12 protein-coding genes are annotated in these 12,355 nt (G+C 61.2%); 7 read left to right on the top strand and 5 right to left on the bottom strand.

What is annotated here, in order from left to right; translation table 11 throughout:
- Positions 1-24: 24 nt before the first annotated feature.
- A complete protein-coding gene (locus tag G8O24_RS00325) occupies positions 25-1,188 on the bottom strand; it encodes a glycosyltransferase (RefSeq protein WP_188095380.1) in 1,164 nt (387 codons plus the stop codon).
- 376 nt (positions 1,189-1,564) lie between these two features.
- On the opposite strand from G8O24_RS00325, the gene G8O24_RS00330 reads away from it, so the two are divergent.
- The 5 genes from G8O24_RS00330 to G8O24_RS00350 all read left to right on the top strand — a co-directional run bounded on the left by G8O24_RS00330 (position 1,565) and on the right by G8O24_RS00350 (position 5,636).
- The gene (locus tag G8O24_RS00330; protein WP_202988736.1) at positions 1,565-2,332 is read left to right on the top strand and encodes a class I SAM-dependent methyltransferase; all 768 of its coding nucleotides are present in this window, start codon (positions 1,565-1,567) and stop codon (positions 2,330-2,332) included.
- Positions 2,329-3,159, top strand: coding sequence for an NAD-dependent epimerase/dehydratase family protein (locus G8O24_RS00335; RefSeq protein WP_188095382.1), 831 nt, complete (start codon positions 2,329-2,331; stop codon positions 3,157-3,159). Before G8O24_RS00330 ends, G8O24_RS00335 begins: the two co-directional genes overlap by 4 nt.
- A complete protein-coding gene (locus G8O24_RS00340) occupies positions 3,156-4,133 on the top strand; it encodes an ATP-grasp domain-containing protein (protein ID WP_202988737.1) in 978 nt (325 codons plus the stop codon). Before G8O24_RS00335 ends, G8O24_RS00340 begins: the two co-directional genes overlap by 4 nt.
- Complete coding sequence (locus G8O24_RS00345; protein WP_244645686.1) at positions 4,117-4,791, top strand: metallophosphoesterase family protein; 675 nt, start codon at positions 4,117-4,119, stop codon at positions 4,789-4,791. Before G8O24_RS00340 ends, G8O24_RS00345 begins: the two co-directional genes overlap by 17 nt.
- 77 nt (positions 4,792-4,868) lie before the next feature.
- The gene (locus G8O24_RS00350; RefSeq protein WP_188095385.1) at positions 4,869-5,636 is read left to right on the top strand and encodes a class I SAM-dependent methyltransferase; all 768 of its coding nucleotides are present in this window, start codon (positions 4,869-4,871) and stop codon (positions 5,634-5,636) included.
- Positions 5,637-5,686: 50 nt separating this feature from the next.
- On the opposite strand, the gene G8O24_RS00355 is transcribed toward G8O24_RS00350, so the two are convergent.
- A complete protein-coding gene (locus G8O24_RS00355; RefSeq protein ID WP_188095387.1) occupies positions 5,687-6,397 on the bottom strand; it encodes a WbqC family protein in 711 nt (236 codons plus the stop codon).
- Positions 6,398-6,424: 27 nt separating this feature from the next.
- Positions 6,425-7,171 carry a glycosyltransferase family 25 protein gene (locus G8O24_RS00360; RefSeq protein ID WP_188095389.1) on the bottom strand — a complete coding sequence of 249 codons (747 nt, stop codon included), beginning with the start codon at positions 7,169-7,171 and terminating at the stop codon, positions 6,425-6,427.
- Positions 7,172-7,352: 181 nt separating this feature from the next.
- Between G8O24_RS00360 and G8O24_RS00365 the strand changes: the two genes are divergently transcribed.
- Both G8O24_RS00365 and G8O24_RS00370 read left to right on the top strand, forming a co-directional pair.
- Positions 7,353-8,531 carry a DegT/DnrJ/EryC1/StrS family aminotransferase gene (locus G8O24_RS00365; RefSeq protein ID WP_188095391.1) on the top strand — a complete coding sequence of 393 codons (1,179 nt, stop codon included), beginning with the start codon at positions 7,353-7,355 and terminating at the stop codon, positions 8,529-8,531.
- Between the two features lie 3 nt (positions 8,532-8,534).
- Positions 8,535-9,563 (top strand): NAD-dependent epimerase/dehydratase family protein, encoded by a 1,029-nt coding sequence (locus G8O24_RS00370; protein WP_188095393.1) that lies wholly within the window; start codon positions 8,535-8,537, stop codon positions 9,561-9,563.
- Between the two features lie 4 nt (positions 9,564-9,567).
- Here the strand turns inward: G8O24_RS00370 and G8O24_RS00375 are convergent, their stop codons facing one another.
- Both G8O24_RS00375 and G8O24_RS00380 read right to left on the bottom strand, forming a co-directional pair.
- Positions 9,568-11,073 carry a glycosyltransferase family 39 protein gene (locus G8O24_RS00375; RefSeq protein WP_188095395.1) on the bottom strand — a complete coding sequence of 502 codons (1,506 nt, stop codon included), beginning with the start codon at positions 11,071-11,073 and terminating at the stop codon, positions 9,568-9,570.
- A gap of 18 nt (positions 11,074-11,091) precedes the next feature.
- Positions 11,092-12,219, bottom strand: a complete 1,128-nt coding sequence (locus tag G8O24_RS00380) for a glycosyltransferase family 2 protein (protein ID WP_188095397.1) — start codon at positions 12,217-12,219, stop codon at positions 11,092-11,094.
- Between the last annotated feature and the right edge of the window lie 136 nt (positions 12,220-12,355).

Below are 12,355 nucleotides of genomic sequence, written 5' to 3' on the forward strand. Positions count from 1 at the left end.
GCGCGAACTATCGCGCCTTGCGCCTCAGCACGCCCAGGCCGCCTCGTCCGAAATCGGTTCGAGCACCAACTTCTTGAGATAGCCGGCCACGCTGTGCTCGGGAACGGCATCGAAACGTAGGCGGCGCTCGGCCCACATCTTGGCCCAGAGATGGACACCCGCCACACGAGGATCGCTCAACAGCTCGAAGCCGGCCCGGCCTTCGGCGACAAGCAGATCCACTTCACGCGAGTCGATCGCGTTGAAGGTCGTCGGCGGCAGGATCGACGATCTGAGCGCGTCATCGGCGGCCACGAGCAGGTACTCGCTGAGCAACAGCGACCCTACCGCGCCGTATTCGACGCGATCTTCGCTGAACAGCCGCTGCAGCGACAGGGCATACAGATTGGCCATGTGAACCGAGCCCTTGGGCGCGCGCATCACGTCCCCGACACAGACGTGGCCGTTCTCCAGACCCGACCATTGCGTGGAGAAAACGTGCTCCGATCCAAAATCCAGGGGCTTGACGAGCACGACGTCCGTATCGAGCCACCAGCCGCCGAATTCATGAAGAACGGCATAGCGGAAGATATCGCTGAAGCCGCGGATCTCGCTGTTCAGGACGGCATGCTGGTAGACCGCACCCGGGACGACGTTTCCGGCGTCGGCCACGATCACCCCGGGCGGCACACACGCCTGCGTCGCAGCAACGTTGTCGTAAGTGTACAGCTTAACCGGATGACCCTGACGGACGATCGACTGAAGCGACAGGCGCGACATCTCGCTCAGGGGAGCATTCGACCAGAAGCAATGAATGGCGTCGTGGGCTTCCGCCACCCTCGCGCGGCTCTTCAGATGAGGATTGAACGCTCGTGTCAGAGCATTCCAGCCGCTGCGCGGAATGGAATCGCGCTCGCCGAGGAACGGCAGCTTCTGATATGCCCGCGCGATCACGAAGCAGAGGCGCGCCTGGTCGGCCTGCCCCACCTTGTTCAGAGCGTTGCCGAAATTCTCCCAGATCGACGGGTCAACGGGATCGAGCGCCACCGCGCGCTGAAACGCTTCGAGTGCCGGCGCCTCGAGCCCCTTGCCCAGCAGCGCCGTTCCAAACGTCGCGAGATAGGTCGCCTTCATCTCGTTGGTGAGCGCGCGACCGGCCCAGTCGATGGCCGCATCGTAGTCGCCGTTGAGGAGCGACACGCCGGCCATCAGATGAAGCAATCCGGCGTGGTTCGCATCCGCAGCAAGCCCTTCCCGGCAGCGGGCCTCGGCCTGATCGAGTTCGCCCGTCTTCAAATGCCGAAGGCAGATCTGGCAGTATTCGTCCCGCGTCAGCGACGGCGGCTCTGTCGAGATCTCATTTACTCTTGCGAGAGTGCCGTCGTGATAATTCATCGGGGACCTTCCGGATCATGGGAGAGCGGCCAGCAACCCGCTTGCCAAATCCTGGGAAGCTCGCCGCATCCCGACTATCCCGCTCGTAGCTTGTTCGAAGCTTGCTTGAAGCTTGACAGCGCGTTCGCCGCACCGCGCCGGTGCGTGGCGAATCAAAGGGGCCGTTGCTAAGCATGAGATCGGGCGTCCGATGGCGCATCGTGTTTGGGAAAGAGACCCCATGAACAGTCGGCTGGATGTCCATGTCGCCGCCTACGAGGGCAAAAGCATCTACGATTTCGACAACGAAATTGCGTTGACCTGGTATCCGAAGCGCATTGCTCGTGTCGTGGAGACTCCGCGTGCCGTGCTGGATCTCGGACTCGGGCACGGCTTCGCGACCGAGCTGTTTTCGGACAACTGCAAGCGTCATGTGGTGCTTGAAGGCTCTCCCGCCGTCATCCAAAACTTCAAGCTGCGGTTTCCCGAGAACAGAAGCGAGGTCATCGAGACCTACTTCGAGGCGTTCGAGACCGACGAAAAATTCGACCTCATCGTCATGGGCTTCATCCTCGAGCATGTCGACGACCCGCTGCTGATCTTGAACCGCTTCAGGAGCTTTCTGGCCCCCGCGGGCAAGCTCTTCGTGGCGGTCCCCAATGCCGAGGTGATGAACCGAAGGCTCGGACATCTTGCGGGCATGCTGCCGGACATGGAGGCGCTTTCGGAGAACGATCAGGTTCTTGGGCACCAGCGGTACTTTACGGTCCGCTCCCTCACCCAGCTGGTGACCGACGCCGGCTACAAGATCGAGACAATGGAAGGCATCTATCTCAAGCCCTTCGCGACAAGTCAGCTCCTGTCGTTAAATCTCGACGCCGGGATCATCCAGGCCTTGTGCGAAATGGGCGTCGACTACCCGGAACTGTCCTGCGGGCTACTCGCGCAGCTCGCGCCGGACGCCTCGGCACGATCATGAGGGTGTTGATCGTTGGCGGACGCTCGGCGCTGGCGCAGGCGATTGCCCCGCTGCTTCGTGAACGGTACGACGTGCTGACGGCCGGGCGCGGCGGCTGCGATGTCGAGCTGGACCTCTGTGCGCACGACATTCAAATCCCGAACGACATCGACTGCGTCGTGAATATGGCCGCAGCCTTCGGCGGCGACACTCTGCAAACCATTGACGTCAACGTGCTCGGCCTGATGCGGCTCTGTCACGCCAGCTCAAGGGCCAACGCGAAGCACCTTGTGCACATCTCCAGCATCTTCTCCGATCTTGCGAACGATTCCCCCTTTTTCGGCGCTTACGCCCTTTCAAAGCGCCATTCCGAGGACGTCGCGCAGCTTTGCGGCAGAGAGTTTCGGTTGCCCGTCGCGGTGCTGAAGCCTTCCCAGATTTATGGCGTGGGCGAGGCGTTTCGAAAGCATCAGCCGTTCCTCTACACCATCATGGACAAGGCCGAGCGCGGCGAAGACATCGCCATTTTCGGCTCGAATGATCCTGTGAGAAATTTCATTCACGCCGATGACATGGCCAGAATTCTTTCGGCCGTCATTGCGATGAAGATCGAAGGCATCTATCGCTGCGTGAACCCCGACAACGTCAGATATTCGCAAGTCGCGGCGGCGGCGATTTCGGCTTTTGAAAGCGAGAGCAAGGTCAGGTTCCTGACGGACAAGCCCGACATTCCCGACAACGGCTTTGCTTGCGACGAGACGCTATTCCGGATGGTCGACTACCGTCCCCACGTGTCCACCATGCAAGGCATGCAGATGGAAGCGGCTCATCGAAGGCTGGCATCGTGACGACAATCCTGGTGTCCGGCGCCGCCGGCATCGTCGGCTACGGCATCCTGCGCTCCCTCAGGATGTCGAAGCGGCCGCTGAAGCTGATCGGTACCTCGATCTATACAGACTCGGTCGCGCCGGGATTTTGCGACGTTTTTGAAGCCGTGCCCAGGACGGATGCGCCTGATTACATCGATCGGCTGACCGCAATCCTGCGCAAGCATCACGTCGACGTGGCGTTCCCCGGCATCGATGCCGACATGTACACATGGGCGGATCGCGTCGCTGAAATGGAAGCGACCGGAACCAGGCTCGTTCTCAACTCACGCGAGCTGATTTCCAGCTGCTCCGACAAATGGGCATTCTACCAACGGCAACGGGAGGTGATGGCGTCCTATGCGATCCCGAGTTACCTGGAGATGGACTTCGATTTCCTCAAGGCGAATTGCGGACTGCCGTTCCTGCTGAAGCCCCGCCGCGGTTTCGGCTCCAAGGGCATCGTGGTGGTCGAGACCGCCGAACAGCTCGAAGGGATTGCTCCTGCGACAAAGGCGACATTGATGGCACAACCCATCGTCGGGCGCGATGACGGGGAATTCACCGTGTCCGCATTCTGCGACGGCCAAGGCGGCTTTTCCGCCAGCATGGCGCTTCGGCGAAAGCTCTCCAGGGACGGCTTCACGGAAAAGGCCGAGGTCGCCGACCAAGCCGAATTCGCCGAAGCGGTCCGGGATTTATGCAGGGCGTTTTCCCCGATCGGGCCAACCAACTTCCAGTTTCGCAAGACTGACGCGGGTCTGAAGTTGCTCGAGATCAATCCGAGGATTTCTTCATCCACGTCGATCCGCGCCGCCTTTGGCTATAACGAAGCGCTCATGGCGATCGACATGGCCATCGGGCAACGACTGCCGGTCCAACCGGACATCAAGCGCGGCAGGGCCGTCCGCTACACCGAGGATTTCATCTTCTATGACCATGGCGTTCATCTCTGACATCCACGGGAATTTCGAGGCGCTGAAGGCCGTTCTCGCCGAGATCGACCGCATGCGCATCACCGAGATCTTTTGCGTCGGCGACGTGGTCGGCTATTACTCCCAGGTGAACGAATGCTGCGATGAACTGAGAAGGCGCGGCATTCAAAGCCTTCTCGGCAACCATGACTGGTACCTCGGCTTCGGCGGGTTCTGCACCAGGTCCAGAAGTGTCAACGATTGCCTGGCCTATCAGAGAACGGTGATCAGCTCCGAGAATGCCAACTGGCTGAAAACCTTTCGGGTCCAGATGCAGATCGGGACCGTTCAGCTCGTTCACGCCGGGTGGAGCGACCCGATCGACGAGTACATCACCAACCCCAATGAAGACTATTTCGGACGGCTCGCCGGCATCAATTTTGTCAGCGGTCACACCCATGTGCAGAGCATCCATCACTTCGGCGAACGAACCTACTGCAATCCGGGATCGGTCGGACAGCCGCGCGACGGCGATCCACGGGCTGCGTTCGCAACTTTCGACGGCGAGCGCTTCGAGCTGCATCGCGTCGCGTACAACATGCAGAGGGTATTCGAGCTGATGGATGCCGCAGGATTCAACGACTACTACTATGGCGGACTCAAGACTGGTGCGAGAAATCTCCGGCGGCTCGAAGATTGATGGCCTGGGATCGCGCATCGTCATTCCCTCGAACCCAGATGAAAACCGGCCTCGACAGGCCTTTGTGAGCGCAGATCATGCAATCAACTGATCCACAGGACGCCCAGAATTTTACTTATGCCGCCGGCGAGGAAGTCGCGGCTTACAGCCGGCTGCAGGATCTGATGAAGACCTCGCCGCTGCCCCAGCGCGAATTCCACGCGAACCTCGGCCTTTTCCTCAATCGCCCATCGCTGGCGCGCATTCTCTTCATGCACGACCTCTATTCGAAGGCCCTGCACACGCACGGCGTCATCATGGAATTTGGCGTGCGCTGGGGCCAGAACATGGCGCTGTTCACGACGATGCGCCACATCTACGAGCCCTACAACATGAGCCGCAAGGTCGTCGGCTTCGACACATTCGAGGGTTTCCCGTCGGTGGCACCGCAGGATGGAGATTTCGACGGGCTGAAGGTCGGCGGACTCAACGTCACGCCAAACTACGAGGATGTGCTCGGCGACATCCTCTCGACGCAGGAAAAGCTTGCGCCACGCAGCCACATCCGCAAGTTCGAATTGGTCAAGGGCGATGTGACCGAAACTCTCCCCCTCTATCTGGAAAAGCACCCCGAGACGATCATCGCGCTCGCCTATTTCGACCTCGATCTGTACGAACCGACCAAGAAATGCCTCGAACTCATTCGTCCTTATCTGGCGAAGAACAGCATCGTCGGATTCGACGAGCTGGTTCTGGCCGAGAACCCCGGCGAGACGCTGGCGTTGCGCGAGGCCTGGGGCACCCAGGGATATCGCATCTGCCGCAGCACGATCTCGCCGCAGCAGAGCTATGTCGTCTTCGAATGAGGCGTCGATTTCGAGGTCGGTCCTGGTCCGGGACGGACGCGGCTCAGCGCCTACGCGTCCTGGCGAACCAAATCGTAGTTTTCGGCGATGACCTCGCGCAGCTTCGAGACTGAATTGAACATCAACAAGTCGACGATCGACAGATAGGGCACGTGAGGTTGACCGAACTGCTCATAAGGGAACGGCCTCGCCCGCAGGGCCCTGAATTCGATTCCGCGGGCACTGAAAGCATTGGCATCGTAGAGCTCCAGGCCGCCGATCGCGTTGATGTAGCTTTGCGTTCCTTCCGCTTCGCACAATGCCAGCACCTTGTCCTGGAACTTGAGCGAATGATCGATCGGCACCTCGGACGAGATTTTGAAGACGGTCTTCAAACCGAGATGAGCGCAAGTCATCTGCAGCGAATTGAAGATATAGCGAAACAGATTGGGATCTTGAAAGCCGACGATCGCTTCCAGAAGCGGGAAGGTCTGCTTGAAGAAAGGCGCGGTTCGATAGGCTCCCCGCCATTGATTGAGCAGCTTGGCACGGTCGAAATCGGCCGCCAACTCCCTGTCGCGGATATCGAGGGCATCCGAGTCTTTCTTCAACGGCAGCGAGAACAACGCGTCCTTGCCGTTGACCAGCATCCGGTTGCGATTGATCCAGCCCTTTTTGACGTATTTGATGTTGTCGTAGACGATGAAGAGATCGACCGCGCCAATGAGCTGATAGTAGCCGATATAGGGCAAAAAATACGGCTGCATGATCGCGAGTTTCATAATGTATGACGCCCTGCTCTCGCGCCCTCAGCCCCAGGCGCGCGCATCGTGGGTATAGGTGGTCGACGTCGCGTTATCGTTGCGCGGCACCACAAGGGGCGCGAAGCAGACATACGCCTGCATGAGGCGATAGACGCTGTTTCCCATCCCGTCCAATCCGCTCGTTGGCAGCATGCGATTGCCGAGCGCCTCGATTTGGACCAGCCGATTATCCATCGGATAACACAGCTCCAGGAGCCTCTTCGCTCCTGCGGGAGATATCAGGTTTCCAGCTGGCCCGAAGCAGGAGTTCAGCCGGAATGCGGCGACCTGGGAATTTGCTGCCTGAAAAGCCGCATCAGTCCGGTCGTCCGGGTGCGCAGGCCGAAAGACCATCATCGACTTCATGCCGGGCGCCAGCTCGAGGTCGAGCACTGAATCCGTATTGCAGCCGAGAACCAGAAGGTCCCAGCTTTCGAGAGTCGGAAGCAACGTCTGCAGACGCGCGATGATGTCGTGACGAACAGTACAATCGTCCTCGAACACCAGCGCGGGTTCATTCTGCCCCGCGATCCAGTTCAATATCCGCCACAGCGACGCGGCACCGCCGACGGCTCCCCTGGTGAACTTCGAGCCGGGGGCGACGAGCCGCATCGCCATCACCTCCTCATCACTCATCTCCAGTCCGTTGGAGGCGGAGAAGCGCTCGAAGGCGATTCCGCAGCCTGCATTCCGTTCCAGAAAGCGTCCGAATTTTTCCGGATGGCGATCGAGATTGATGACGAAGTTCTTCATCTGCCAGACGTACCGTGAGCGAATGGATATCGGTGAGCCCTACTCAAATATGATTCGTCGTCGCCTCGGCTAGTCCAAAAGGCGTGTCAACCGCTGACACAAGCGACCGAGGAATGCTCCACGCAAGTTTCGCTTCGTATCGATAGCCAGCCACGGATCCTATCGACAATCAGGACTCGAAATGAGCGACGCAGTCCCGTGTGAAGTTCTGACGCCGCGGGCCGAGAGCCCGCTCCATATCGTACGCCCGCGGTTTCCGAGGACTGAGCAGTTCCTGGCCGCTTTCGAGCGGGCGCTGGAGACCGGCCAGGTCACCAACAATTCGCGCTGGGTCGTCGAATTCGAGGCACGCTTAAGTGAGTACCTTGGCGTTCCGACCCTCGTTTTCTGCAATGGCCAGATCGGCATGATGGCCATGCTGCGAGCCGCGGGAATCGCCGGTGGCGAAGTGATCGTGCCATCATTCACGTTCAGCGCCACGCCGCATGCCATCAGATGGGTGGGCGCCGAACCGGTGTTTGCGGACATCGTTGACGACATGACCATGCGCCTCGACCCCGACGACGTGGAACGCAGGATCACGGATCGCACCGTCGCGATCCTTGCCGTCGATGTTTACGGCGTCGCCAGCGACTACGCTTCGCTGGCGCGCATCGCCAGGCGCAATAAGCTGAAATTTCTCGTCGACAGCGCACCTTCGTTCGGCACGCGCGTCGACGGACGTCTGGTGGGAGGCTGCGCGGACGCGCAGATGTTCAGCTTCCACGCCACCAAGGCCTTCGCGACGATGGAGGGCGGCTGCGTGTGCAGCCACGATCCGGAATTGCTGGCGCGCGTCAAGGCCATGCGCAACTTCGGGCAAGTCGACGGCGCCGACTGTCACGAGGCCGGATTGAACGGGAAAATGCTCGAGATATCGGCCCTCATCGGCCTCGAGCAACTCAAGACGTTCGAGCTGGCCGTCGCGACGCGCCGCCGGGCCGTCGAGCGCATGCGGATCGGTCTTTCCCGGATTCCTGGCCTGCGCGTCGGGCGAGAGCCCGCAGGCGTGCAGGCCAACTGGCTATACCTGCCGGTCGTCGTTGACGCTGATGACTTCGGATTGGACCGGGAAGCGCTGGCGTCGGCGCTCGAGACCCACAACGTCTTCGTCCGGAAGTATTACAGCCCGCCCTGCCACCACATGACGGCTTACAGCGCGCAGAGGGAGGTGAAATTGGATGTGACGGAAAGGGTCGCTTACAACGTCATTGCGCTCCCGGTCTACAACGACATGACCGACGAAGAATGCGATCGCATCGTCGCCGCCATACAGCGCGTGCGTCAATCCGTACAAGATCACAAGCACATAGAAGCCTAGCCCATGCAGAACATTCTCGTCACTGGAGCGGGAGGCTATATCGGCATCCCCCTCTGTCAGATGCTGGCCCAGAAGGGCTTTTCGGTGGTCGCGCTCGATCGCGGGTTCTTCGGGCGGGATCGCTTCATGCAAGCGGCCTCCCACCCGAACATCAAGCTGCTGGTCGACGACATCCGCACCGTGGATCCCAAGCAGTTCGAGGGGATGGACGCTGTCATCGATCTGGCGGGATTGAGCAACGATGCCTCCGCCGAGATCGATCCGGAACTCACGATCTCGATCAACCACCAGGGCGGCGTTCGCCTGGCGCGCGCGGCCAAGCAGGCAGGCGTTCGCCGCTATGTCTATTCGAGTTCGGCGTCGGTCTATGGCCACGGCCAGGAAATTGCGCTCAACGAGCATGCGGTCTGCCGCCCGCAGACGCTGTACGCCGAAAGCAAGCTTCACGTCGAGGACGAGCTGCGCAAGCTGCAGAGCGACACGTTCGAAACGGTCATATTGCGGAACAGCACGGTCTTCGGCCTGGCGCCGCGCATGCGCTTCGACCTTGCCATCAACGTCATGACGCTGCGCGCCTGGAAAGAGCGAGTCATCTACGTCATGGGCGGCGGCGAGCAGTGGCGTCCGTTCATTCACGTTCGCGATGTCTGCCGCGCCCTGATGATGGGCATCGAGAGCGAAGCATCGGTGGTGTCGGGAGAAACATTCAACGTCGGCGGCGACGATCTCAATTATCAGATCAAGCAACTGGCAAACTTCGTCAAGGACATCATTCCGAATATCGTGACGCACACGATCCCGGATGCGACGGACAAGCGGACCTATAATTTGTCCTTTGCCAAGATCATCCAACGTCTGAAGTTCGATCCATCCTCCCGCGTCCATGAAGGTATCGTGGAGATCAAACAGGCTCTGGAACGGGGCGTCGTCAGTGGCGACGATCCCACGACCCATACGCTCGGGTGGTACCGCGCCCTGATCGACTGGGAAAAAAGGATCAAGGAATTGTCGATCAACGGCAAGATCTTGTGATCGCTCAAGGCTGAAGTTCTGATGGCGGCGAGCGGTCCAGCACGTCGCCCTTGGCGCCTTCGAGCAGATCGATGCCGTAGGTCTCGACCACGAGCGGCCCGCGCTTGCGCTGCAGTTCACCGATGCGCGTCACCTGCGCGAACAGATCGTTCAGTAATGGATGGCCGTCGGAGCGCAGCTCGTCGACATAGAGCAGCTTGCCCGCGAGCAGCTTCGGATCAGGCTCGGGCATGTTGACCCAGCGGATGCGCTGGTTCTGCTGCACCACGCAGGTGCCGCGCGGCAGATAGAAAGCGAGCCAGCCCGTGGTGCCGTAATCCGGCGTCAGCACGCAGGTCGCGCCGCTGCGCAGGCGCTCCGCTTCGATGCCGCTGGCGAGCTCGCGCCAGCCGACACCGACGCTGCGCACCGTCGCATCGCGGCGATAGCCGGACAACAGGCCTGTATTGGCTTGCAGGATCAGCGCGGCGAACATCGCAATGCCTGATGGCGCGGCCCAGCGCAGGCAGAAATCGACCAGGCGTCGCGCCCGCGGCTTCCACTGCGCGAGGTTGGCTGCGGCCGCGGCGGCGACGACGAAGGGCGGATAGACCGGCGCGAACCAGTTGGCCTCGACGCGGGCATGTAGCGAATGCCAGACGAAATAGGCAACGATGGTCCAGAACATCGTCTCGATCAGCACGCGCGAGGCCAGCGCGCCGGCGCGGCGCCAGGTCAGCGCATGCAGCCCCATCGCGCCGAGGATGAAGACCAGCGGGGTTGCGAATGCGATCTGGGTCGGGATCAGCTCGGCGATGAAGACCGGGCGGAAGTCTTCGATCCTGGCGCGGCCGAGCTGCTTTGCGAATGAGACCCAATGGTGATCCGCATTCCAGAGGATCACCGGCGAGAACAGCGCCAGGGCCACGAGGCCGCCAAGATAGGGCCAGGGCGAGAGCAACCAGCGCCGCAGCTTCGGCACGGCGGCGAGCCAGATCAGGATCGCGGCGCCGAAGAACATCGCGGTGTATTTCGACAGCAGCGCCGCGCCCACCGCTGCACCAACTGCGAGCCACCAGGCGCCTCGACCGGTTTCCAGCACCTTTGCGAGGAAGAACAGCACGAAGCTGGAGGCCACCAGCAGCGGCGCGTCCGGCGTGACGATCAAGGTGCCGACGGACGCCATCATGGTGACGTTGAGCAGGATGGCACTGGTCGCCGCAACCCGCGCGCCGCCGAACAGGATCGCGGCCGAGCGATAGATCGCATAGCTCATCGGCAGCGCGAGCAGGATCGAGACCAGGCGGACGCCGAGCTCGGTGTCGCCGGCGATCATGGTGCCGGCGCGGATGACGTAGGCCACCATCGGCGGATGGTCGTAATAGCCCCCCGCCAGGTTCTTCGACCACAGCCAGTAATAGGCCTCGTCGAAGGTAATCGGGGTGAAGGCGGCCGCAACCAGCCGCAAGGCGACCAGCGCAAGGATCACCAGCGCCGTGTTGCGGACGATCCGCGCGTCAGCCCCGCCCATAGCTCGATCCTTGACGCACTATTTCTTGCGCCAGACGAACAGTCCGGACATCGCGTAGTTCCACACCACGCCCATCAGCGCGCCGGCAAGTCCAGCCAGCCACCAGATCGGCTCCTGGTCATAGACCGAGAAGGCGACGCCGACATTGGCAAGCAGGCCGACGCTGCACACGATGTAGAACATGATCAGGCCGCCCAGGATCGCAAAGCCCTTCAAGCGCTGATCGCGATAGGTGAGGAAGTTGTTCATGATGAAGTTGCTGGTCATGGCGACGATGGCGCCGGCGGCCTGCGCCTCCGCGAACGGCGCCTTGAACAACTGAAGGCCGATGAACAGCGTGGTGAGATGCACCACGAGGCCGATGCCGCCCACCATCGCAAACAGGATGAATCGGAGCGAGACGATGTCGTTGGTCAGCTTCGCCAGCACGAGGCCAAGGAAGTCGAGCGCGACCATGGAATCGAGCTTGCTTTCGCCGTGCTGGCGGGCGCCGAAGGTATAGGGAATCTCGACCGCGCGCAGATCGCCATGTGCGGTGGCAACGAGATCGAGCAGGATCTTGAAGCCGTGCACCGACAATTTCGGCGCCAACTGCTCGAAACGATCGCGGCGAACCATGAAAAAGCCGCTCATGGGGTCGGCGATCTCGACCCTTAGCATCTTCCTGGCGACCTCGGTCGCCAGCGCACTGGCGCCGGCGCGCTGCTTGTTGAAGCCTTCGCTCTTGTAGCCCTCGATATAGCGGCTGCCGACGACGAGGTCGGCCTGATCGCTCGCGAGCAGCAGCAGCATCTTCGGCAGCTGGGTCTCGTCGTGCTGGAGGTCGGCGTCGATCACGGCCGCATAGGGCGCGCTGGAAGACAGGATGCCCTCGATGCAGGCGCCCGACAGGCCGCGGCGGCCGATGCGACGGATGCAGCGCACGCGGCTGTCTTTCTGAGCCAACTCACGCACGACGTCCCAGGTGCCGTCGGGCGAATTGTCGTCGACGAACACGACCTCCCAGGCGATGTTGGGAAGCGTCGCCTCCAGCCGCCGGTACAGCACCGTGACGTTGTCGCGCTCGTTGAAAGTCGGGACGATGATCGACAGTTCCGGCCCTTCTTGAGCCTGGCCGTCGGCGCCCGGTCTGATCGCTTCATTCATGACGGCAGCGTATATCCGCCGCGTCCTGCGATGCCAAGTTCTCGGGCGATAAAGACGGGGTTTCTCCCGGGGGGGGAGCGGACCCAAAAGGGGCCCTAAAATGCCAACGACCCCGGAACGGCGGACCGCGCGTACA

It is taken from the genome of Bradyrhizobium campsiandrae, assembly GCF_014529705.1.
GTDB lineage: Bacteria > Pseudomonadota > Alphaproteobacteria > Rhizobiales > Xanthobacteraceae > Bradyrhizobium > Bradyrhizobium campsiandrae.